Source organism: Propionivibrio sp., assembly GCF_029255185.1.
Classification (GTDB): domain Bacteria; phylum Pseudomonadota; class Gammaproteobacteria; order Burkholderiales; family Rhodocyclaceae; genus Propionivibrio.
Map to the genome: position 1 here is coordinate 1 of NZ_JAPUVO010000133.1, position 20,884 is coordinate 20,884.

General features: G+C 57.3%; 21 protein-coding genes and 1 riboswitch. Of the genes, 8 read left to right on the plus strand and 13 right to left on the minus strand.

Annotation, left to right across the window (positions count from 1 at the left end):
* The first annotated feature begins 155 nt into the window (after positions 1 to 155).
* The 4 genes from Q1J43_RS14955 (at position 156) to metF (ending at position 4,227) form a co-directional block, all read left to right on the plus strand.
* Positions 156 to 1,415: an HD-GYP domain-containing protein gene (locus tag Q1J43_RS14955; RefSeq protein WP_301103310.1), complete on the plus strand. Its 1,260-nt coding sequence runs from the start codon at positions 156 to 158 to the stop codon at positions 1,413 to 1,415.
* Positions 1,416 to 1,432: 17 nt separating this feature from the next.
* Positions 1,433 to 1,503, plus strand: a riboswitch (S-adenosyl-L-homocysteine riboswitch).
* Between the two features lie 99 nt (positions 1,504 to 1,602).
* Complete coding sequence (gene ahcY, locus Q1J43_RS14960) at positions 1,603 to 3,006, plus strand: adenosylhomocysteinase (protein WP_301103311.1); 1,404 nt, start codon at positions 1,603 to 1,605, stop codon at positions 3,004 to 3,006.
* A 17-nt stretch (positions 3,007 to 3,023) separates the two neighbouring features.
* Positions 3,024 to 3,371 carry a phage holin family protein gene (locus Q1J43_RS14965; RefSeq protein WP_301103312.1) on the plus strand — a complete coding sequence of 116 codons (348 nt, stop codon included), beginning with the start codon at positions 3,024 to 3,026 and terminating at the stop codon, positions 3,369 to 3,371.
* Between the two features lie 22 nt (positions 3,372 to 3,393).
* Complete coding sequence (gene metF, locus Q1J43_RS14970) at positions 3,394 to 4,227, plus strand: methylenetetrahydrofolate reductase [NAD(P)H] (protein ID WP_301103313.1); 834 nt, start codon at positions 3,394 to 3,396, stop codon at positions 4,225 to 4,227.
* 85 nt (positions 4,228 to 4,312) lie between these two features.
* Here metF and Q1J43_RS14975 read toward each other — a convergent pair whose 3' ends face one another.
* Both Q1J43_RS14975 and Q1J43_RS14980 read right to left on the minus strand, forming a co-directional pair.
* The gene (locus Q1J43_RS14975; protein WP_301103314.1) at positions 4,313 to 4,774 is read right to left on the minus strand and encodes a hypothetical protein; all 462 of its coding nucleotides are present in this window, start codon (positions 4,772 to 4,774) and stop codon (positions 4,313 to 4,315) included.
* 56 nt (positions 4,775 to 4,830) lie between these two features.
* Entirely contained in the window at positions 4,831 to 6,054 is a 1,224-nt protein-coding gene (locus tag Q1J43_RS14980; protein WP_301103315.1) for a WD40 repeat domain-containing protein, read from the minus strand.
* A gap of 888 nt (positions 6,055 to 6,942) precedes the next feature.
* Here Q1J43_RS14980 and Q1J43_RS14985 point away from each other — a divergent pair.
* A complete protein-coding gene (locus tag Q1J43_RS14985) occupies positions 6,943 to 7,197 on the plus strand; it encodes a hypothetical protein (protein ID WP_301103316.1) in 255 nt (84 codons plus the stop codon).
* Positions 7,198 to 7,273: 76 nt separating this feature from the next.
* The gene (locus Q1J43_RS14990) at positions 7,274 to 7,678 is read left to right on the plus strand and encodes a hypothetical protein (RefSeq protein WP_301103317.1); all 405 of its coding nucleotides are present in this window, start codon (positions 7,274 to 7,276) and stop codon (positions 7,676 to 7,678) included.
* Between the two features lie 78 nt (positions 7,679 to 7,756).
* Here Q1J43_RS14990 and Q1J43_RS14995 read toward each other — a convergent pair whose 3' ends face one another.
* The 10 genes from Q1J43_RS14995 to Q1J43_RS15040 form a co-directional block, all read right to left on the minus strand.
* Positions 7,757 to 9,778, minus strand: a complete 2,022-nt coding sequence (locus Q1J43_RS14995) for a methyl-accepting chemotaxis protein (RefSeq protein WP_301103318.1) — start codon at positions 9,776 to 9,778, stop codon at positions 7,757 to 7,759.
* 56 nt (positions 9,779 to 9,834) lie between these two features.
* Positions 9,835 to 10,251 carry an ACT domain-containing protein gene (locus Q1J43_RS15000; RefSeq protein WP_301103319.1) on the minus strand — a complete coding sequence of 139 codons (417 nt, stop codon included), beginning with the start codon at positions 10,249 to 10,251 and terminating at the stop codon, positions 9,835 to 9,837.
* On the minus strand, positions 10,251 to 11,555 hold the full coding sequence (locus tag Q1J43_RS15005) for a phenylacetate--CoA ligase (protein ID WP_301103320.1): 1,305 nt from the start codon (positions 11,553 to 11,555) through the stop codon (positions 10,251 to 10,253). Before Q1J43_RS15005 ends, Q1J43_RS15000 begins: the two co-directional genes overlap by 1 nt.
* Positions 11,556 to 11,581: 26 nt before the next feature.
* Positions 11,582 to 12,061, minus strand: coding sequence for an SCP2 sterol-binding domain-containing protein (locus tag Q1J43_RS15010; RefSeq protein ID WP_301103321.1), 480 nt, complete (start codon positions 12,059 to 12,061; stop codon positions 11,582 to 11,584).
* Positions 12,062 to 12,063: 2 nt separating this feature from the next.
* A complete protein-coding gene (locus Q1J43_RS15015) occupies positions 12,064 to 12,963 on the minus strand; it encodes a U32 family peptidase (RefSeq protein ID WP_301103322.1) in 900 nt (299 codons plus the stop codon).
* A 133-nt stretch (positions 12,964 to 13,096) separates the two neighbouring features.
* Positions 13,097 to 14,110: a peptidase U32 family protein gene (locus tag Q1J43_RS15020; RefSeq protein WP_301103323.1), complete on the minus strand. Its 1,014-nt coding sequence runs from the start codon at positions 14,108 to 14,110 to the stop codon at positions 13,097 to 13,099.
* Between the two features lie 133 nt (positions 14,111 to 14,243).
* Positions 14,244 to 14,813, minus strand: a complete 570-nt coding sequence (locus Q1J43_RS15025) for an SCP2 sterol-binding domain-containing protein (protein ID WP_301103324.1) — start codon at positions 14,811 to 14,813, stop codon at positions 14,244 to 14,246.
* 7 nt (positions 14,814 to 14,820) lie between these two features.
* Positions 14,821 to 15,678: a TIM44-like domain-containing protein gene (locus Q1J43_RS15030; protein ID WP_301103325.1), complete on the minus strand. Its 858-nt coding sequence runs from the start codon at positions 15,676 to 15,678 to the stop codon at positions 14,821 to 14,823.
* Between the two features lie 11 nt (positions 15,679 to 15,689).
* Complete coding sequence (ubiE, locus tag Q1J43_RS15035; protein WP_301103326.1) at positions 15,690 to 16,430, minus strand: bifunctional demethylmenaquinone methyltransferase/2-methoxy-6-polyprenyl-1,4-benzoquinol methylase UbiE; 741 nt, start codon at positions 16,428 to 16,430, stop codon at positions 15,690 to 15,692.
* 33 nt (positions 16,431 to 16,463) lie between these two features.
* A complete protein-coding gene (locus tag Q1J43_RS15040) occupies positions 16,464 to 16,892 on the minus strand; it encodes a DUF971 domain-containing protein (protein ID WP_301103327.1) in 429 nt (142 codons plus the stop codon).
* 161 nt (positions 16,893 to 17,053) lie between these two features.
* Between Q1J43_RS15040 and phoB the strand changes: the two genes are divergently transcribed.
* Together phoB and phoR are read left to right on the plus strand one after the other, a co-directional pair.
* Positions 17,054 to 17,746 carry a phosphate regulon transcriptional regulator PhoB gene (phoB, locus tag Q1J43_RS15045; protein WP_301103328.1) on the plus strand — a complete coding sequence of 231 codons (693 nt, stop codon included), beginning with the start codon at positions 17,054 to 17,056 and terminating at the stop codon, positions 17,744 to 17,746.
* An 18-nt stretch (positions 17,747 to 17,764) separates the two neighbouring features.
* Positions 17,765 to 19,135, plus strand: a complete 1,371-nt coding sequence (gene phoR / locus Q1J43_RS15050; RefSeq protein WP_301103329.1) for a phosphate regulon sensor histidine kinase PhoR — start codon at positions 17,765 to 17,767, stop codon at positions 19,133 to 19,135.
* Here the strand turns inward: phoR and Q1J43_RS15055 are convergent.
* Positions 19,076 to 20,677, minus strand: coding sequence for a hypothetical protein (locus Q1J43_RS15055; RefSeq protein WP_301103330.1), 1,602 nt, complete (start codon positions 20,675 to 20,677; stop codon positions 19,076 to 19,078). The two genes, phoR and Q1J43_RS15055, sit on opposite strands and share 60 nt — an antisense overlap.
* Positions 20,678 to 20,884 lie beyond the last annotated feature (207 nt).

Here is a 20,884-nt window from a genome sequence, read left to right on the forward strand (position 1 = left end):
TCCATGAGTCACCCCAAAAAGACAGAAAACTACACAATTCCAAACGCTGTGAACAGCCCCTCTGTAACTCATTGAGCGTAAACGATTATTTCTGTGGGTCGACGACAATGGCATTCGCATTTTGATGCAATTGCCCTGCCATTCAGTCCCAGACCATGCTCAAGAAAATCAATGTAGACCAACTCGTGGTCGGGATGCATCTCAAGGAGTTTTGCGGCTCATGGATGGAGCACCCTTTCTGGAGAAACTCGTTTGTCATAACCGACCCCGCGGACATTGATTCCATTCTTGCCAGCAGCATAAAGGAAGTTTGGATTGACAGCGCCAAGGGACTTGACGTAGAACCTGGGGGCTGCATTATCTCGGAAGAGGAATCCGAGGCACAGGCTGACGCCGAGTTCAGCATCATAGAGTCGGCAGTGAGCGCCAGTGTTCAGGTTCCCGTTGCTGTCGAGCTTGCCCGCGCCGTCAAGATCTGCGCCCAATCCAAACACGCCGTTATGACGATGTTTCAGGAAGCGCGCATGGGCAAAACCGTTGAGACTAGCCAAGCGAGAAAGCTGGTCGAGGATATCGCCGAATCGGTTAGCCGCAACCCCGGCGCCTTGATCAGTCTGGCTCGGCTGAAAACTGCTGACGACTACACCTATATGCACTCGGTGGCGGTGTGTGCGCTAATGATCGCCTTGGCCAAGCAACTCAGGCTCGACGAGACGCAAACCCGCTTGGCCGGAATCGCAGGCCTGCTGCACGATCTTGGTAAATCTTCAATGCCGATGGAGGTGCTCAACAAACCGGGCAAACTGACCGATGCAGAATTTAGCATCATCAAAACCCACCCGGAAGCGGGTCATGAATTGCTGCTCGACAGCGCGGACGTGGATTCGATCATTCTCGATGTCGTCTTACATCATCACGAAAAAATTGACGGGTCGGGTTACCCCGAGCAACTCAAGGACAAGGAAATCAGTCTCTACGCCAAAATGGGTGCGGTTTGTGATGTTTATGACGCGATCACGTCCAATCGCCCTTACAAGCCTGGATGGGATCCTGCCGGGTCGCTGCGCAAGATGGCCGAATGGTGCACGGGTCATTTTGACCCGATTGTTTTTCAGGCCTTCGTCAAAAGTCTCGGCATTTACCCGATCGGTTCGCTGGTTAGATTAAATTCCGGGCGCCTGGGGATCGTTATCGACCAGGGGCAGAAATCCCTCCTGCAACCGCGCGTCAAGGTTTTCTTTTCTACCCGCGCCGATGCGCGCATCAAGCCAGAGATCGTCGACCTCGCACGGCATGGCTGTCCGGAAAAAATTGCCGGCCGTGAAGATCCGGCCAAATGGAATTTCCCGGATCTTAACGAACTCTGGTCGGGCCTGCCCGACGTTGCTTGGCACCCCGCTGCGCACGCAAAATAATCCGCGTATAATTCGAGCCTTCCGAGGGGCGCTGCAAGACTGTTGCCATACAGTTTCAGGCTCGGAACCGTAACGGCGCTCATCCAACCCGTGCCGGGCACGGGAAGTCGGGTGAGCCTGAAATGAAGTAAAACTCAGCACACCGTCATTCTTCCCCATCCCGGCCACAGTTATCAAGGAGCTTGCTGTGGCTGAAAACTTCAACGACTACGTAATTGCCGACCTCACGCTTGCCGACTGGGGTCGCAAGGAAATTCGCATCGCCGAAACCGAAATGCCGGGCCTGATGGCGATCCGTGATGAATTTGCCGCCGCCCAGTCGCTCAAGGGCGCGCGCATCACCGGATCGCTGCACATGACGATCCAGACCGCCGTGCTCATCGAGACGCTGACCGCGCTCGGCGCACAAGTGCGCTGGGCTTCGTGCAATATTTTCTCGACGCAGGATCATGCCGCCGCCGCGATTGCTGCACAGAACATCCCGGTCTTCGCCGTCAAGGGCGAATCGCTGGTCGATTACTGGGATTACACGCATCGCATCTTCGAATGGGCCGATGGCGGCTATAGCAATATGATCCTCGACGATGGTGGCGACGCCACCCTGCTGCTGCACCTGGGCGCCCGCGCCGAGCAGGATATTTCCGTCATCACCAAGCCAGGCTCGGAAGAAGAGGCCATCCTGTTTGCCGCGATCCGCGCCAAACTGGCCGTCGATCCGACCTGGTATTCAGTGCGCCTGGCCGCCATCAAGGGCGTCACCGAAGAAACGACTACCGGCGTGCACCGCTTATACCAGATGCATCAGCGCGGCGACCTCAAGTTCCCGGCAATCAACGTCAATGACTCGGTGACCAAATCAAAGTTTGACAATCTCTATGGCTGCCGTGAGTCGCTGGTCGACGGCATCAAGCGCGCCACCGACGTGATGATCGCCGGCAAAGTGGCGCTGATTGCCGGTTATGGCGATGTCGGCAAGGGTTCGGCGCAAGCCATGCGCGCGTTGTCGGCGCAGGTGTGGGTCACCGAGATCGATCCGATCTGCGCGCTGCAGGCGGCAATGGAAGGCTACCGCGTGGTCACCATGGAATATGCCGCCGACAAGGCCGATATCTTCGTCACGACGACTGGCAACTTTCACGTCATCACGCATGACAATATGCTGGCGATGAAGGATCAGGCCATCGTCTGCAATATTGGCCACTTCGACAACGAGATCGATGTCGCTTCGCTCGAAAAGTACGAATGGGAAGAGATCAAGCCGCAGGTCGATCATGTCATTTTCCCCGACGGGAAGCGCATCATTCTGCTAGCCAAGGGTCGTCTGGTCAACCTCGGCTGCGGCACCGGCCACCCGTCCTATGTCATGAGCTCCTCGTTCGCCAACCAGACGATCGCTCAGATCGAACTGTTTACGCGCACCGCCGACTACCCGGTAGGCGTCTACACGCTGCCCAAGCATCTCGACGAAAAGGTCGCGCGCCTGCAACTGAAGAAACTCAACTCACAGCTTTCCGTGCTGCGCCCCGATCAAGCCGCCTATATCGGCGTCCCGATCGAAGGCCCGTACAAGGCTGAGCACTATCGTTACTAATCGACCAAGGGGATACCATGCGCCTGATCCTGCTCTGGATACTCAATGCCGTTGCGCTGCTTGCCGTCGCTTACCTGCTGCCGTCAATTCGCGTAGCATCGTTTGGCACTGCGTTGCTCGCCGCGCTGCTGCTCGGACTGGTCAATTCGGTAGTGCGCCCCCTGTTGCTGCTGCTGACGCTGCCGGTCACGCTGCTGACGCTCGGACTCTTCATCTTGGTGGTCAACGGCCTGATGTTCTGGCTGGCTGGATCGCTGATCGAAGGTTTCACCGTCGGCGGCTTCTGGCCGGCGGTTTTTGGCTCACTGCTCTACAGCGTCGTTTCGTGGGCGCTGGCTAGCCTGCTGGTTTCCGGCAGGCGCTAACTTTGGAATGTGATTGATCTGCATGAAACACACCGAACTTTCCATTGAATTTTTCCCGCCGCAAACGCCTGAAGGCGTCGACAAGTTGCGCGTCGTCCGTGGCGAGTTGGCGGCGCTCAAACCGGAATTCTTTTCGGTGACCTTCGGCGCCGGTGGTTCGGCACGGGAACGCACTTTCTCGGTGGTCAAGGAAATCGCCGCCGAAGGCTTTCCTGCCGCGCCGCACCTCTCGTGCATCGGTTCAACACGTGAAAACATCAGCGCCATCCTGCAGGAGTACAAGGCCGCCGGAATCCGACGTATCGTCGCCCTGCGTGGTGATTTGCCGTCAGGCATGGCCGAAGCCGGCGATTTTCGCTACGCCAACGAACTCGTCGAATTTATCCGAGCGGAAACCGGCGACCACTTCTGCCTTGATGTCGCCGCCTATCCCGAATGGCACCCCCAGGCGCGCAATCCGCGCGACGACCTTGCCGCCTTCGTGAAGAAGTCAAAGGCCGGAGCCAACTCGGCAATCACCCAATACTTCTACAACGCCGACGCCTACTTTCACTTCACTGATGAGGTGCGCGCACTCGGTATCGACATCCCGATCATCCCCGGCATCATGCCGATTGCCAGCTTTTCCAAGTTGGCACGCTTCTCCGACGCCTGCGGCGCCGAACTGCCACGCTGGATGCGGCGCAAATTCGAGGGGCTGGGCGATGATAGCGACGCCATCCGGGCCTTCGGCCTCGACGTCGTGACCGAACTATGCGAGCGCTTGCTATCCGGCGGTGCGCCGGGCCTGCACTTCTATTCGATGAACCAGTCGATGCTGACGCTGGAGATCTGCAAGCGGCTCGACTTTATATAGGGGTGAAGGCGCTTCCAGCATGCATCCTGGAAATTGACTTCAGTAACGGGCTTCCACAAGGGCCCGTTTTTTTGCTTGCCACCTCTCATGATGAAAGGGCATCCGGTGGCCGGCGGAAAAAGCGCTCACTATCCCTCAACTCTCGGTAGCAATCCCTGAAGTCAGCCATATAGTTGCGCCCCAGTGTGACCGCGCCATCGAAAATGGCATCACACGCGTCATCGTCAACCAAAATATCGGCTTGTTCGTCTGAAACGTCTTCGATCTTGATGGCCGAGAGCGAAGAATCATCTTTCACCTGAACGTTGAAGTGATAAGCCAACTCCTTCCTCTCATTTGGCAGGCACTCTGCCATCATGATCCTGACAGTTTGATTCTCAGATCGAAAAGCATACACGCCCCAATCAGCTACCGATGGCCAAGGTCTCTCAACTCTTAAGTACACCACCTCGCCACCTGAGATAGTCAGCCCTTCTGTATGAATTATGGCACAGCCCGCCAGCATGGATGTAGCAAGTAATATGGCCAAAACGCGAGTGTTAAGCATTTGTTCGTGGGGTCAGCTATTCATACCGAACGAAATCTGTATTTCTCCCAGCATCCTCAGTTCTGCGGCAGTTGCTTGCCCGTAGCGCTGTCCCGAATCTGAGGAGCCCCTGGGCCAGCAGTAGCGAAAGTTCTACCGTCAGGTGCGATAGCGACCTCACACCCCAGGTCACGAACGGTTGTTGTCGCGCCCGTTTCAAGGTCCGTTGAGAACAGCATGAAAGCAGGCGCGAGTGTTCCTATGCAGTCCGGGCACATCATGAGGTTTGCCGTCGACACGAGATAGCGTCCGTTCGCAGAAAACGCAACACGTGATCCGCAATGAGGGGGAACTGTTCGGGCAGCCTTGGAAAATGTTGATGCTGCACCGCCGATAATTGGAGGTGCACCCAGTGTCGGCGCTCCAACAATCTGAAAACCGCGAATGGTGCCTAGCAGCCACAGCAGCGCGCCGACACCTTGTGCGCTATCAATAGTCTCGGTAGCACTAACCGCAGCAGAAACTGGTAAAGCACCTTTCTCGAACCCACCCTCAGGGCTGTGCTTCCACAGTCGCAAATCGTACCCACCTGCTGTACTTGCAAAGGCTTCGCCTTTCCGCTGGAACGCAATGCCCGTTACCGGAGCTTCATGCTCCTTCGAAACCCGCAAAAGCTTCAGGTTTCTAGCATCGAACATCGCAATCGCTCCGTTGGAAAGCCCTACGGCCAAAACGAAGCCGTCCGGAGAAATGGAAGCCGCTGTAGCCTTAGCTCCAGTTGGTAACTCGACTTTGATGGCATTTCCCCCATCGCCTACCGAGCGCACGATCACGTCGGGCCCCGCGCTGATAAGTGTCTGCCCATCAGGTGAAAAAAAGAGGTCGACGATTTGCCCTGAGAGTGGCGAACGAAATTTTTCCATTCCTGAGGCCACATCCCAAACGACAACATTACCGGAAACACCACTCGCTGCCAGCAGTACCCCATCCGGAGAGAAGGCGAGCGGTCGCGGACGGTAGACCGCTGCAATCATCTCAAGATAGTCGCGTTGAATGGGAGTTTTGTCAGCTTCTCGTGTGAAAATTCGTCGAAACCAAAGCGGCCGTGCGTCGAACAAGGCGACCTCACCCTCGCTAGAGGACACCGCTAGAAAACGGCCGTCGGAAGAGAACGCGCTAGACACGACGTAGCCTAAAGGTTGCTCTCGCCCTGGAGTCGCGGCGCAGCCATACAGCATTATGGCCAGTAGCAATTCCACCAGGGGACGACTAAGCCATATCAGAATGGATGGCTTTATCATCGATATACCTCCTGAAGACAAGCCTCCCGCCCAATTCTCCACAGCGATACGGCTCATAATAACTTGATGGTTACATTCACCACGCCAATAACGATTATCCGAACGATTTACGAACGGTATCAGTTGCTTCCATAACTGCCCGATGTCATATTACACCCACTGACCGCTCTCGCTGCATTGCGGAGATAGCGTCGCAAGGCTCGAACGGCTACTGTGGTCGGGTGCCGTCAGATCGAAGGAAAATCTGTAGGGCCGCAACCAGTCTTGAACAGCCCTTCGACAATTCACGTGTTCGCGCCTACAGTGCAGCATGGCTGACTCACGCCCATCCATCCCAGATCACAAACCGCCACGCCTGCCCTATACTTCCTCTGAAAGCGCCCTTGGCCATCCTGGTCATCGGTGCTTTCGCCTTTTTCCCTCCTCATTTCCCTTGCCCGGCGTAAGTCACAGCCGTAGCCACCTGTTGCTCTGCCCGCTGGTGATGCGTTCTGACAGGACGGCAGCAATAGCTGCGGATGTTCACGTCGCACGAAAATCATACGTAGGCCACGCTCATTAAGCGATTGATTTTTATCGAACGCGGCGCACTGTCCCGACAGGTTCGTCCTCCTGGGGCTTTTCTTCGTTCACGCCCAACTGAATCCCTCACGCTAACCCTATAACAAGAGCCGTCGACAACCCTATCGTCTGCTTCAGGATCAGGCCTCAATACTGATCAGCAGTTGCCGGAATACCTACCGCTACATTGCTGACGTTTTTGCCATCACAGATACCGATATCGACTGGCTATTACAGCAGCCCGAGGCAACTCAGGATTACGCCGATCTCTTTGGCGGGGATGTCTATATCTGCCAAACGCCAGAGGATCTGAAACAGGTCGTCGGCATGGATGTGAATTGGGCCAGCACCCATGACGGCAATTGGCCGAACGTCACCGATCTGCCGGTAGCTTGGGATAGCTGCACTTACCTTGCCGAGAAATCTGGCGATCCCGAATGGGTCATGTTCCTGCTCTGTCCCAACGATGCCGGTGGCCCTGTCTATTACGTCCCAAAAATCTGTGGCAGGCCGCCCGAGTCGATGAGCACATGGCGGCTACCAAGGCAGTCTGGAATCCCGAGGCCGACTAGTCACAACTGAAATGCGCAACTTTGAGCATCTTATACGAACGCACCAGAAATCCCATCGGCATTCACATTTCATAGGAGATCATCGCATGAGCAACACTGAAGTCATACCCCATCTCGAAGCCCCGGACATTCGGGTGGCAAAGATCGCAACGGCGGCCAGCTTGAGCGGATCGAGCCAACTCGCATATCACCTCGGCTACCTGGCTAGCAACAAGGACAGCATCTTCTTTCGCCTCTGGAAAAACTCGGGCAATGGCAAGTTCAGCACAGACTGGCGAGCACTGGCGGACATCGAGAAGGCGTTAGCCAAGCTTCCTACAGAGTCGTCATTCACTGCCGATGCATTCGCCCCGATGTTTCAGGGACGATCCGTAAACAATCGCTACTTTACGTTTGCCTGCTTACTCGGTGCCGGATTCCTCTGCCGTACCGACAAGGGCTATTCGACCGGAATGGCAAGTTTCTCGGGGGCTTTAGAAGAGATTCGATGAAGCCGTCGGCGCTAACGCTCGAAGTTTGTCGACGGCTCGATTTGATTTAGCCTTCAACCGCTGGGCAAAGCGAAAGCCTCACGTCACCCTGAAATAAGCCACTTGCTGACGCAATTTCTTCGCCATTTCCTGCAAGTGCGCCGCGTTTTCGGCATTCTTGTGCATGGTGCCATTGGTTTCCTCGGTCATCTGCGCCACCTGCTCGACACTGCGCGCGATGTCGTTGGCTCCAATAGCCTGTTCGCGGGTAGCGTTTGCAACCTCGACAGCGCGTTTCTGCGATTCAGCGGCTTCGACTGCGATGAGATCAAGCATTCCCGAGACGTCATTGACTTTCTGCAGACCGTCCCTGATCTGAGGCGCTGCAACCTGCATGCTGGTCACCGTTTGCTGCGTCTCCTGTTGAATCAAGCCAATCACCTCGGCAATCTCATGCGTCGCCTTGGTAGTACGTTCAGCGAGTTTTCTCACCTCATCGGCCACCACGGCAAAGCCGCGTCCCTGCTCACCCGCTCGTGCCGCTTCAATCGCGGCATTTAGCGCCAACAGATTGGTTTGGTCAGCTATTTCGCGAATCACCCCGGCAATACCACTGACCTCCTCAGATCGTTTGACGAGCCCGCCGACCTGGTTCGAGGCAGCGCCAATCGACTGCGCCATTGCGTCGATTTCAATCACCGCGTGACGAATCGAAGCTACGCTGTCGCTGGTCAGCGCTGCGGTACGTTTCGAACTTTCTTCATTGGCTTTGGCCAGCGACGAAACCTCGTTGATGCTGACCGTCACCTCTTCGAGCGCTGCGGCGGATGAGGTAGTCGCCTGCACCTGTTTGTCGGCGGCAAGGCTTACATCGTTACAGGTGGTCGAAAGATGTTCTGAGGCTGTAGATATCGTGTCAGCTGCCGTGCTTACTTCAGCAATGATGGTCCTCAATTTTCCGACCATCTGGTTCATTGCATCCATGACCTTGCCAACTTCGTCTGTGCGCCGTGTATCGACCTGTACCGTCAGATCGCCATCTGCAATGCGGCGCGAACTTAACACCAGATTACGCAAGGGCGTAATGACAATCCGGCTGAGAAAGAAGGTCAAAACGCCGAGTAATACGGCGGTGAGTATGACGGCGGCGCCAATCATGATGTCACCGACCCGGTTGGCCAGACTGAAGATTTCATCGCTATAGCTGCCGGAGCCGACGATCCAGTTCCAGTCCTTATACTCATTAAAGGCGACGAATTTTTCGCGGACCTTGCTCTCGCCTGCCTCCTTGTTGATCCACGGATAGACGATAGTGCCGTTACGCTTCTCGAGCATTTCCTTGATAAAGAACTTGCCCTCCGTGTCTTTGGACTCGACGATGTTCTTCCCTTCCTGTGCCGGATGAATAAGCAGAGTACCAGCGCTCGGGCCCGGTTTTCCATCAAGCACATAGGCGTAACCCGTCTGACCAATTTTTATCTTTCTGATCGTTTCCTTCATGTGCTCAAGCGCGCTCATGATGTCGATACCGACAAAGTGGATGCCAATGATCTGACCTTTGCTGTCCCTGATCGGATCGTATTTAGTCATGTATTGCCGGCCGAAAAGTGTGGCCTTGCCGGTGTAGGACTTGCCTTCACTGATACCGGCATAAGCCGGATGTTCCTTCGCAAGCATTGTGCCGACGGCTCTGCTCCCATCTTCTTTTTTGACCGACGTGGCTACCCGGATATAGTCATCACCACGGCGAACAAACAGGGTGGCAACATTCCCCTTGCCCGCATTGCTAAAAGCATCGACCTCACGTGTACTGCCGTTGAACGGCACACCATTAAGTTTGAGCAGGGGGGTATCACTGTGGGATTCGACAGAATAATCGCCGACTAACGCCGCTGTGAATGTATGCGACCAGCTTTCCGCTTGCTGACGCAAGATGGAGTCGGTCTGGGCAATCATGCCAAGGATCAACTGATTGGTGTTCTGCAGCTTGGCGATTTCCTCGCGCTCGTTAATGCCTCGGATCTGGGCGCTGAGAAAAGCACTGAAACCACCGAGGGACAGAACGACAGTAGCCGCAACGATAAATGCAGTACGAAAGCGTATTGAACTTCGATCAATCATGACCTCACCCCCGGATAAATATAGTGAGTACTTTATACCACAAGAATAATCGTTTTCTAAAACGACGGAATGGTCGAGAACCCGTGTTTTTCCAGCATCGCCAGGCCGGCGTTGACATCGTCAACCTTGAGAACGATCACCGCTTTGTCCGCGCTGTGTTCGAGCGAGGCGTAGAGGTATTCGATGTTGACTCCTTCGTCGCGGAACAGCGCCATTATGCGCGCCAGTTCGCCTGGGTGATCAGGCACCTCGACGCCGATCACTTCAGTTTCGCGGGCGGTGAAGCCAGATGCTTTGAGCACTTGCACCGCCGCGTCGGGCTGATCAGCGACCATGCGCAGGATACCAAAATCAGTGGTATCGGCGATCGAGAGAGCGCGCAGGTTGATTCCGGCTTTGGCCAGCAAGTCGGTAACGTCGGCCAGCCGGCCGGTGGTATTTTCCATGAAGATCGAAATCTGTTTGATGATCATCAGATGCTCCTCTTGTCGATGATGCGCTGGGCCTTGCCCTCGCTTCTGGCGATCGAGCGCGGCTCGACCAGTTTGATGTGGGCGCTGATACCCAGCTCGCTCTTCAGTTCGTCGTGAATCCGCTTGCGCAGACGTTCCATACCGCTCGTAAGGTCGGAGAAGATGGCCTCTTCGACCTCGACCTGAACTTCGATTTCGTCGAGATGGGTAGCGCCCCGGTCGATGACGATCTGGTAGTGCGGCTGAGTGCCCTCGATGCGCATCAGCACGTTCTCGATCTGCGACGGGAAGCAGTTCACGCCACGAATGATCATCATGTCGTCGGTGCGGCCAAGCAGGCGGTGAATGCGCGCCGTGGTACGGCCACAAGCGCAGGGCTCGCGCATCAGGAAGGTGATGTCGCGTGTGCGGTAGCGCAGCAGCGGCGTACCCTCGCGTTGCAGACTGGTGATGACCAGCTCACCCTTCTCGCCGTCGGGCAGGACCTCGCCGGTTGCCGGGTTGATGATCTCGGGGTAGAAATAATCCTCGTTGAAGTGCTGGCCGTTTTTCTGATCGCACTCGGAGGCGACGCCGGGGCCAATCAGTTCGGTCAGGCCGTAGATGTCATGGGCGCTGATGTCGAGCTTGCTTTCGATTTCGGCGCGCATGCTCTCACTCCACGGTTCGGCGCCAAAACAGCCGGCGCGCAGCGCTAGCTCGCGAAAGTCGATACCTTCTTCCCGAGCGGATTCGGCCAGGAAGAGCGAATAGGAAGGTGTGCAGGTCAGGTGTGTCGTGCCGAAGTCGCGCATCAGCATCAACTGGCGCCGGGTATTGCCCGAGGACACCGGAATGATGTTGGCGCCGATGCGGCGGGCGCCGTAGTGCACGCCCAGACCGCCAGTGAACAAGCCGTAGCCGTAACCGTTCTGCACTGTGTCTCCCTTTTCGCAGCCGGCCATCGACAGCGTGCGCGCCATGACGTCTGACCACATGTCGATGTCGGCTTCAGTGTAAGCGCCAACAACCGGGGTGCCGGTCGTTCCCGACGAGGTGTGTATCTCGACCAGATCGGCGGGATCACAGGCCAGCAGGCCGTAGGGGTAGGTTTGTCGCAGTTCGTCCTTGGTCGTGAAGGGCAGTCTGGAAATATCTTTCAAGCCAGTGATCGAATCAGGATTGACGCCCACCCGCTCAAGCTTCTCGCGGTAAAAGGGCACACGGGAATAGACCCGTTCGACCATATTCTGTAATCGATGCAGTTGCACGGTTTGGCGCGCAAGGCTTGAGGCGCACTCGGCTTCCTTGTTCCAGATGGGCATGCTCAGACTCCTGGGGTTAAGCAGATTCAGTGATCGACGGCCTGGCGATGGAAGACCGGCAGGGCAGGCAGCTTCGGCCATTCGACTGCGTCAAGCATGTTCTTGACGACCAGGCCCAGTTCGGTGTCGCCCTCGATCGACAGGTCGCGGTTGAAGAACAGCGTATCCGGGTCTTCCTGGCGCAGCGCGAGTTGCAGAAAAGCCGACAGATTGGCGCCAAACGTGAGATCGGGTACGTCAGGCAGGCTGAACAGCGGGCGGAACAGTCCGTCACGATAGGTAAAGCACGCCCGGCCACCCGTATCGAGCACATCAACGAGAAAGCTGCGCCCCTCAAGCAGCGCCAGACTGTCTTCAGGCAGCAGCTTCATCTTGAGCACGGCATTCAGTCCGGTGGTCAGCAGCACGGCATGCGGCCACTGCGGCAGCCGCTTGCCGACAGCGCAAACAAAGGCCGGGAGCTTGAAGCGCGGAATGCCAAACGATTTTCGGATACTTTCGGACATGATCAAACTCCTTTAAATGATGCAGCCTGATGCTGCACGCTAATGCCGGCTTTGCCGAACCAGTAGCCATCGACCATGCCTTCACTGGCCCACGCGTTGTTGTCAGGCTGCACGCGTTCACCGTGCCGCGCGGCGTCGAAGGTGGCGATGATTTCCGGCATATGCTGTGGCTGCGGGCTGAGGCGCACGCTGTCGATGCCCATCTTCAGCATTTCCGGCACTTCGGCGAGCAAATTGTAGGTCTGCGCCGACATCGTCTGAATGCCATTGATGGCCAGGAAAGACTGGCCCTCGCGCGTCTTGAGCGTCATTCCTTCGGGATGGTCGAGGCACTTGAACTGACAGTCGTCCTTGTTCAGGCCGTAATGACGGGCGGTGAAGCAGCGCGCCGAGAAGGCGAGCGGCAGTTTGCCGTAGACGAAAACCTCGGTCTCGATTCCCGCCGGACGACTGGCGTGCAGCGTTTCGATCAGCTTACGATCAGCCTCGAGCGGCGGCACCCAGCGCTGTAAGCCGTAACGCGCGAAGGTCTCCAGCGTTGCCGCGTTGTAGATATTCAGGTGTGGCCCGGCGACAAAGGGCCGTCCGCCGGCAATGTTAACCGCACCCAGATCGTTGGCTTCAATCGTACAGCCCGCCTCATCCATCAGGCGGCGCAGCGCCTTGAGGTCGCCCTCCGATTCGAGCAAAGCCTGCGCTGAAACGACGACTTCCTTGCCGGCGTCAACCAGGTCGCGTGCCAGGCCGATCCAGTCGACAACGCGCAATTGCTGCCGGCGCGAACAGACCACCTCGCCGACGTAGATAATGTCGATGGCATCGCTCTGCGCCATTTGCGCGTAGAACTCAAGCACGTCCTGTTTTGGCCAGAAGTAGAGCAGTGGGCCTAAAGCGAGTTTCATTGAAACCTCTTTTGACGCAGAGATCGCAGAGACGCAGAGAACGCAGAGATTGAAAAATCAGTTCCTGTTTTTCTCTGCGTTCTCTGCGTTCTCTGCGTCTCTGCGTCCTCTGCGTTGAAGGCGGTTAACAAAATTATCGCCACGGCCGGTTGTAGGCGCCAAGGGTTGCCTGGACGCCTTCCGAGACCTTGCCCAGTTCAGCCTGCCAGGCCGGCCTGGCCTTGAAATGGTCGGCATCCCTGGAGAGTTCGTCGAGCGCGGCGCGCAGGGTGCGCGTTACCTGCGCAACGTAGGTCGGGCTGCGCTGCCGCCCTTCGACCTTGATCGCCGAGACGCCGATCCGGGCAATCTCCGGCAAAATCTCCAGGACGTTCAGGCTGGTCGGCTCTTCCATCGCGTAATAGATTTCGCCGCCCACCTCAAAGCGCCCCTTGCACAGCGTCGGGTAACCAGCCGCTTCGCCGTCGCCATAGCGGTCGATTAAAATACCGTTGAGGCGCGTGGACATCTGCCCCGGCGACTTCTCCCATTTCACATATTTGGCCGGCGAGCAAGCGCCGACAGTGTTGGGTGATTCACCGGTGGCGTAGGAGGAAAGCCAGCAGCGCCCCTCGTTCATGACGCAGAGGCTGCCGAAGCCGAAGACCTCGATCTCGACCGGCGTATTCCTGATCACCAGTTCGACCTGGGCCAGCGTCAGCACGCGCGGCAATACTGCACGTCGCACGCCGAACTCGCGATGGGCGAAATTCACTGCCTCATAGCTGGTCGCCGAGCCCTGCACCGACAGGTGCAGGCGCAGGTCGGGGTGGCGTTTCCTGGCATAGTCGAGCAGCCCGATGTCAGCCAGAATGACCGCATCGACACCCAGATCAGCCGCGCCATCGACGGCTCGGCGCCAGTCCGCCTCGCGCCCCGGCTGGGGAAAGGTATTGATCGCCATCAGCACTTGCTTGCCGTGCGTATGTGCGTAGCGAATGCCCTCGACCATCGCCTTATGGTCAAAATTCAGGCCGGCAAAATTGCGCGCGTTGGTATCGTTCTTGTAGCCGAAATAGACGGCATCGGCGCCGTTATCGACGGCGGCCCTGAGCGCCGCCAGGCTGCCGGCAGGGCAAACGAGTTCAGGTGATTTTTCATGCAGCATGAAAAGCCTCTCGGTACGAAGCAGCAAGTATAGCGAGAGCGTGCCAAAACTACATGATCCCCATCAATTTTTTGGCGTTTCAAAACGCCTTAAGTGAGGGTCGAAAAGCCGATACCGCTTGTCTTTCTGGCGATCAGCGCTCGAGCAATGCGACTCGGGTTTCGAGCCGGGCCAGCGCCTCCTGCAGGCCGCTGGTTTCCGCGCAGAAGTCGGAAACGTCCTGCCGACGGGCAATGGTCGGATTTTCTTCGGTGAAATATTCGGCTAGATTCAAGGCCAGATTTTTCGCCTGTTGTTGATGCCAAGCGGCCAGTTGCCTGCCTCCGGACACCAGACGACGTGCGACAATGTCGCCAACCAGTTGCGCGAGATCACTTTCGACATCCCAGCTCAGGTTGCGGAAAACGAAACCAAGGCTCTCCGCCAGTTCAGCCGCGCCGCTAATGCGTGTGGCGGCAAACAGCGAGGGACGATCGGTCATTGCCCGCAGCGGCGCATCGGCCGGCAAGGTGATGGTTACGTCTGCCGTCGCATTGTTGTCACTGGCCACGAACAGCCCGGTCGAACCGATTGTCATTTGCCAAGACAAGGCCCCTAGTTCAAGGCGCGCTGTCTGTCCGACAAAAGGTTTGAGGCGCCCGCGCGCCCAGTCTTCGCCGGCAAGAAGATGGTTTACAAGCCCGAGCGCGGCGGCGACCAGCATCGCACGCTCAACTGAGCTGCTGGATTCCGGCAATCACCCAACCCTTGCCGCCCTCGGTCGGCTTGGAGAGGTTCCAGACCTCATCGAAGGGCGCTGCGGCGGCACCGGCTACCTCACGAATCATGCCGCTAAAGTGCACGCTGGCAACGTGGCGGTTGGCTTCGGTCGTTACCTCGAGCAGTTCTGCATTCAGGGTCACGACGTCGGTCTGTTGCGGGGCGTTACCGCGTTCGTCCATTTGCATCTTGATCTCGGCGAACATTTCCGGGGCAACGAATTCACGAATGTCGTCCATGTTTTTGGCGTCGTTGGCCGCCTGCAAGCGAACAAAATTAAGCTTGGCGATACGCAGAAAACCTTCACTGTCAAAACCTTCGGGAACGTGTGCCGCCAACGGAGAGACAGTCGCAGTCGCAGCAGCTGAGCCAAACTGTGGCGCGGCAACCGGTGGCGGCAGACCGGCACCGCCGGCGCCAGCGTACTGCATTGCGCTGTCAGACGGCGCGGCCGTCTTGCGACCGAACAGCCATTTCAAGACGAAAACCGCTGCCATCGCTAGCAGGGCGATCATCAGGATATTGCTCATGCCTTCGCCCATTCCGAAATGCGAGAGCAGCGCGGCAATGCCAAGACCGGCAGCAAGACCGGCCAGCGGACCCATCCAGTTACGCTTGGGAGCCGCTGCGGGCGCACCGACCGGCGCCGTCGGCGTAGCTTGCTGGGCAGGCGCCGCGGGCCTTGGCGCGACCGACTGACGCTGCATGCCCAAGGATTTTCCGCCACCCAGGCGCGCCGCTTCGGCCTCGCCAACCGAGAGGCCGAGGGCCAGGATAACCGTACAAAAAGCCATTAGTATTTTTTTCATTTGTATCTCCGTCAGAATTTAAAACCACGATGCAGGGCAACAACCCCTAACGACAGGTTGAAGTAGTCAACTTTCTCAAGACCGGCTTGTTCCATCATTCCTTTCAGTGCTTCCTGGTTCGGGTGAACGCGAATCGACTCGGCTAAATAGCGATAACTCGACTCATCCTGGGTGATAATCTCACCGATTCGCGGGATGACTTTGAACGAGTAGAAATCATAAATCGGCGCCAGCGGTTTCCAAACCTGCGAGAATTCCAGCACCAGCAGTCTGCCACCGGGACGCAGCACGCGCCGCATTTCGGCCAGCGCCGCGTCCTTGTGCGTCATGTTGCGCAGCCCGAAAGCAACGCTGACGCAATCAAAATAGTCATCCGGAAACGGCAGCTTCTCAGCATCACACTGCGCGACCGGGAGCAGGAATCCCTTGTCGCAGAGGCGATCACGGCCATTGGCCAGCATCGCGTTGTTGATGTCGGTCAGCCAGACTTCGCCATTTTTTCCCACCTTGCGTGAAAAAGCCAGCGCCAGATCACCGGTGCCGCCAGCCACGTCAAGCACGCGCGAACCCTCACGAACGCCGCTTCTGGCAATCGTGAATGACTTCCACAAACGGTGCATGCCGACCGACATGACGTCGTTCATCAGGTCGTATTTCTGAGCCACGGAATCGAAAACATCGGCAACGCGGCGCGCCTTTTCAGCTTCGGCAACCTGTTCGAAACCAAAATGAGTCTGAGTCTGTTTGTTCATACGGTGCATTAGCTGGGGTCAATCAGAGAAAAATCAATGGCCAGGCCCACAACTGACCGGCGGTTTGACGGCAGGCGCAGGACAGCCCCCCGGGTCGCGACTACCACCTTCCGCCACCAGCTTGTCAAGGTAGGCTTGCCACAATTCGTCGCGGTGGATACACAGGTTGTGCAGGAGGTCCCAAGAATAGAGGCCGCTGTCGTGACCATCAGAGAAAACAGGCTTGATCGCGTAATTACCGACCGGCTCGATGGCGAGAATATTAACGTCGCGCTTGCCAATTTGCAGCGTCTCCTGCCCTGGCCCATGGCCGCGCGCCTCGGCCGAAGGCGTAAACACCCGCAGGAATTCGAACGTCAACTCGAATCGCTCACCCCCCTCGAAAGTCAGTTCGATGAGGCGGGATTTCTGGTGCAGTTTGATCTCGGTCGGAATTGGCGTATCGGAGTTCAAGCCAGCCATGACTACCTTTTTGTGAAAGCGAGCGCGCTATCATAACGTAAAGGCACATAACGGCACGAAAAGTCAGGACTGAAGGTTCCGTTCAAAACGCCAGCCTGTCATCATTTTGTAATCCTGTCTTAATAAACTGGACGTCAGATATTACGGAGAACTCCATTTTCATGTCTGCCACCATCCTTGTCGTTGAAGACGAGCCGTCGATTCAGGAACTGATTGCTGCCAGCCTGCAGCATGCCGGACACCGTGTGTTGCGCGCAGATAGCGCCGAGGATGCGGTGCGCCTGGTCAACGCAACCCTGCCCGATGTGGTGCTGCTCGACTGGATGTTGCCGGGCATGAGCGGCATTCAATATGCCCGTCATTTGCGCAGCATAGAGCGTACCCGCAATCTGCCGATCATCATGCTCACGGCGCGCAGCGAGGAGCATGACAAGGTCGCCGGACTCGATGCGGGGGCCGACGATTATCTGACCAAGCCGTTTTCCCCCCGCGAATTGCTGGCCCGGATCAAGGCCGTGTTGCGTCGGCGAGCGCCACAGATGACCGAGGATTGCGTTGAAGTAGAAGGCCTGCGCGTTGACCCCGCAAGCCATCGGGTACACGGCAACAGCCAGAGCCTCGATCTGGGACCGACCGAGTTTCGCCTTTTGCATTTCTTCATGACGCATGCCGAACGTGTCCATAGTCGCGCGCAGCTTCTCGATCAAGTTTGGGGGGATCATATTTTTGTCGAGGAGCGAACGATAGACGTGCACATTCGCCGCCTGCGCGCTGCGCTGGAACTGACCGGGCATGACCGCCTGATCCAGACGGTGCGTGGCAGCGGTTACCGTTTTTCGGCGCTGCCTGAATGAAGGATGAGGCATGAAGCGGTGAGCACAATCTGGGTGCGCACCTTATGGCTGCTGTTGGCCATGACCGGCCTGGTCTTTGCCCCGCTGGCGCTGGGTTTTGGGCTCGATTGGGGGCTGGCGGGAGTCATCGTTTTTCTGCTGCTCATGCTGTGCTGGCAGCTACTTCATCTTCGCCAATTGACGGCTTGGCTGGAGGGCCCGATTGACGCCCCCCTGCCGCGCGGACGCGGCGCCTGGGAAATTGCCTTCGCCGGCATGCATCGCCGGACCCGCATACGTCTGGGGCAACAGCAGAACCTTGCAGAAACCCTGGAGCGCTTCATGCGTGCCTTCCAGGCGCTGCCGGACGGCGTCATCGCCTTCGATCGCCATCACCATATCCGTTGGATCAACGAACAGGCAGAAACACACTTCGCCCTGTCGGCGGCCAGCGACTGCGGACAGGCGCTGACCAACCTGATTCGCCATCCGGATTTCGTCAGCTATCTTGACTCCGGACGCTACGCCGAACCTCTGATTTATCGGGGTGGTCGCGTTGAGGGACTGACCCTGATGTTACAGATCATTCCTTATGCTGAAGACCAGAATCTTCTGGTCTCGCGTGATATCAGTCAGATCGAGCGCATTGAGACCATGCGCCGTGACTTCATAGCCAACGTTTCTCATGAGTTAAAGACACCGTTGACGGTAGTCGCCGGATTCTCCGAGATGCTTGCTGACGACCACGAGACTTATAGCACTTCAGAGGTCAAGCACTATCTGGCGCTCATTTGCGAGCAGAACGCGCGCATGCAGCGTCTGATCGAGGATCTGCTGACCCTCTCGGCACTGGAGTCCGGAAGCGCATCAACGAGTGAAGAAGCGGTACCACTGACGCCCATGCTGCACAGCATTCTGGCCGACGCCCAGGCGCTTTCGGCAGGTCAGCACGAAATTGTTCTGACGATCGAAGCGCCATCGGTGCTGTTGTGCTGTGCCAACGAGCTACGCAGTGCGTTCAGCAATCTGGCGGGAAATGCCGTTCGCTACACGCCGCCAGGCGGCAGGATAACCCTCCACTGGCGGCTGCACAAAGGCGGTGGGGAGTTTATCGTAACCGACACCGGCATCGGTATCGGCGCCCAACATCTGCCACGTCTGACCGAGCGTTTTTACCGGGTTGATCGAAGTCGTTCGCGTGAAACCGGGGGTACCGGCCTGGGCTTGGCTATCGTTAAGCACGTACTGACGCGCCATCATGCCACACTGGAGATCGAGAGCGAGTTGGGCAAAGGCAGTCGCTTCATTGCGCGCTTTCCGGCTCGCTGTCTTGCCGGCGAGCGTACAGACTTAACAGACCGCGAAACTGACGCGTTCGAAATCCGGACCGTCGTCAAGCACATGCAGTAGCCTGACCCGCCAGTTGCCGTCGGTAAAAATTTCGATCACCCGGCCGTATTTGAACCAGCCTGGAGGGATGACCAGCGATTGTTCAGCATCCACCGAGGCAACGGCCGACAATAGAAATGCGCGCTGGAATTTTCCGGTGCTCTCCCCCGTTGCTTCGATCGGCCGCGCTGCGGTGGCGACCGGCATACCGGGCAGAGCACGGATTCCCGCCACCAGGCCGCCGCTCTTCTCCTGCACCAGCCAGCTCGCTTGCGCCAGCAGGAAGCGCTCGCCGTCATGCGGGCAGAGCGCGAGAAGTTGACCGTGAGCCATTTTCTTGCCCGAAGAACTGCGCACGAGACGGAAGCCATTGGCCGACTGGTTGACGACTTCCCACGTATCAACGCCGTAGGCCAGCTGCTTCTGCGGGATCTGCACAACCTGCCGGGGATCTTCATCGTGGCGGAAGGCGAGCAGGCTTTCAAATTCCCGTGTGGAATAAATGCGGACGTTCTCTGGCTGCTCGAACTCCTTGCCCGAGATGAAATAGTGCATGTCCTCAAAACCGGTGCATAACTCAATACTTCCGGAAGTATCGTGACGCCGGAACTTTCGCGGTGCGCGCGCCTGCGACCACGGGTGGGAAAGATGTTCGAGCAGGCGCTTGCATTGACCGGTCGTGCAATCCTCGCCCAGCCCGAGTTGGGCTGGCGGAATTTTCTGGCTTAACTGTTCCCTCGTCTGGCTGACTTTCAGGGCCAGCTGGGAGGTGTCCAAACGCCGCAGATGGTCGGTAGTGATGGGGCGCAAGGCGACGTCCTGCATCAGATCAACAAAGTATTGGGGCGACGAATCCTCCATGTCTACTCGGTGCAGGCTGACCAGAGGTGACCACGCTATGGCCCAGCGTCGAACCAGTGTCTGCTGCCGAACCGAGAGGCTGTAATAGCCGGCCATGTCGCACAGAAGAAAGCTGATGTAGGACGCCGTGCAGTGCGTGCTGCCTCCGGTCGATTGGAGTACGTCTGGAATGGTCAAGGTAGCCACTCCCCACTCTTCAGCGCTGCCGTAGTAGCCATGCAGGTCAAGCCACAAGCCCCACGGATATCCGCGCCGCGCCCGCTGGTGCTCGATGATGGCCAGGCCGGTGTGATGGATGCAGCGGTGCAGGATCGTAGCGACCCGTTTGGTATAGGTAGCGTCCTCTCGCTCCGGCGCATCATGCTCGGCGCAATGGGCATAGGCCCGTGCCGTTTTCAGCCAAAGGGCGACAATGTTCTGGAAAATTTTCTCTTCGACATCAGCCAGCGGAAGTGCCTTGTTCTGGTAACGCTTGGCCAGTTCTTCCGCGACGTAGGCAATAGGGAGGCGAACTTGTTCAAGCAGCCGGAAATAAGTTTCCCCATCCGGAGGCATGGCCAGAAGGCTATCAAGAAACCGGTTAAGATCGACTTCGGCCTGTAAGGCATTGCTCAACGGAAGACGTGAAATAATCTCGTAACCGGTTTTCAGGTCACGGATGGCAAAGGTGATCGGTGCAGAGGCATTCATGGCGGCTTGCATAACGCCACCCCTGGCTCATCCCAAAGTCGGGCACTATCAATCTTCGGTTTGCAACCATTCGAAGGCTCGTCCATCATTCCTGCTCCGTGCGTAATTGGCCTGACTGGGCACACCAGGCATGGCTTACCATAAAAAATAATAGTGATCAAGCTTCCCGACAGGGGAAATATGTCACATATCCGCCCTTGTTTGACCCAAATTATTCGG

Coding starts and splice junctions, on each gene's coding strand:
- Q1J43_RS14955 (WP_301103310.1), top strand. CDS start 156: ATGCTCAAGAAAATCAATGTAGACCAACTCGTGGTCGGGATGCATCTC.
- Q1J43_RS14965 (WP_301103312.1), top strand. CDS start 3,024: ATGCGCCTGATCCTGCTCTGGATACTCAATGCCGTTGCGCTGCTTGCC.
- metF (WP_301103313.1), top strand. CDS start 3,394: ATGAAACACACCGAACTTTCCATTGAATTTTTCCCGCCGCAAACGCCT.
- Q1J43_RS14975 (WP_301103314.1), bottom strand. CDS start 4,774: ATGCTTAACACTCGCGTTTTGGCCATATTACTTGCTACATCCATGCTG.
- Q1J43_RS14980 (WP_301103315.1), bottom strand. CDS start 6,054: ATGATAAAGCCATCCATTCTGATATGGCTTAGTCGTCCCCTGGTGGAA.
- Q1J43_RS14985 (WP_301103316.1), top strand. CDS start 6,943: ATGGATGTGAATTGGGCCAGCACCCATGACGGCAATTGGCCGAACGTC.
- Q1J43_RS14990 (WP_301103317.1), top strand. CDS start 7,274: ATGAGCAACACTGAAGTCATACCCCATCTCGAAGCCCCGGACATTCGG.
- Q1J43_RS14995 (WP_301103318.1), bottom strand. CDS start 9,778: ATGATTGATCGAAGTTCAATACGCTTTCGTACTGCATTTATCGTTGCG.
- Q1J43_RS15000 (WP_301103319.1), bottom strand. CDS start 10,251: ATGATCATCAAACAGATTTCGATCTTCATGGAAAATACCACCGGCCGG.
- Q1J43_RS15005 (WP_301103320.1), bottom strand. CDS start 11,555: ATGCCCATCTGGAACAAGGAAGCCGAGTGCGCCTCAAGCCTTGCGCGC.
- Q1J43_RS15010 (WP_301103321.1), bottom strand. CDS start 12,061: ATGTCCGAAAGTATCCGAAAATCGTTTGGCATTCCGCGCTTCAAGCTC.
- Q1J43_RS15015 (WP_301103322.1), bottom strand. CDS start 12,963: ATGAAACTCGCTTTAGGCCCACTGCTCTACTTCTGGCCAAAACAGGAC.
- Q1J43_RS15020 (WP_301103323.1), bottom strand. CDS start 14,110: ATGCTGCATGAAAAATCACCTGAACTCGTTTGCCCTGCCGGCAGCCTG.
- Q1J43_RS15025 (WP_301103324.1), bottom strand. CDS start 14,813: ATGCTGGTCGCCGCCGCGCTCGGGCTTGTAAACCATCTTCTTGCCGGC.
- Q1J43_RS15030 (WP_301103325.1), bottom strand. CDS start 15,678: ATGAAAAAAATACTAATGGCTTTTTGTACGGTTATCCTGGCCCTCGGC.
- ubiE (WP_301103326.1), bottom strand. CDS start 16,430: ATGAACAAACAGACTCAGACTCATTTTGGTTTCGAACAGGTTGCCGAA.
- Q1J43_RS15040 (WP_301103327.1), bottom strand. CDS start 16,892: ATGGCTGGCTTGAACTCCGATACGCCAATTCCGACCGAGATCAAACTG.
- phoB (WP_301103328.1), top strand. CDS start 17,054: ATGTCTGCCACCATCCTTGTCGTTGAAGACGAGCCGTCGATTCAGGAA.
- Q1J43_RS15055 (WP_301103330.1), bottom strand. CDS start 20,677: ATGCAAGCCGCCATGAATGCCTCTGCACCGATCACCTTTGCCATCCGT.